The sequence below is a fragment of the Flavobacterium xizangense genome (assembly GCF_054075145.1).
This window is the reverse complement of the sequence record NZ_JBSIPG010000056.1, coordinates 1-290: the sequence shown is the minus strand read 5'-3', so window position 1 is coordinate 290 and position 290 is coordinate 1. Positions and strand designations below refer to the sequence as shown.

The window sequence follows — 290 nt, the reverse complement described above, 5'->3', positions numbered from 1 at the left end:
CCATGCTCGTTATCATGCAGCAGCTTTCTATTAGTTTTGGTGTTTCTGCAGCAAGTCTTGTGCTTTCTTTCTTCGGATCAGAACATTTGGGATTCAGTATTGCGCAATCTTTTCATTATACATTTATTGTGTTGGCAATTATAACTATTCTTTCAAGTGTTACTTTCAGAAGACTTAGTGATTCTGACGGACGTGGTTACATGTAAGGTATTTAATATAGAATCAGAAGCTTTATTGGCAGCAGGACTGGTATTTGTATTCAGGATAAATTTTTATTGTATGGCCATATA

At 35.2% G+C, this 290-nt stretch carries 1 pseudogene; it reads left to right on the top strand.

The window, feature by feature from the left end:
* Positions 1 to 206 (top strand): annotated as a pseudogene (locus tag ACWA1B_RS22495) (MFS transporter); the annotation flags it as partial.
* Positions 207 to 290 lie beyond the last annotated feature (84 nt).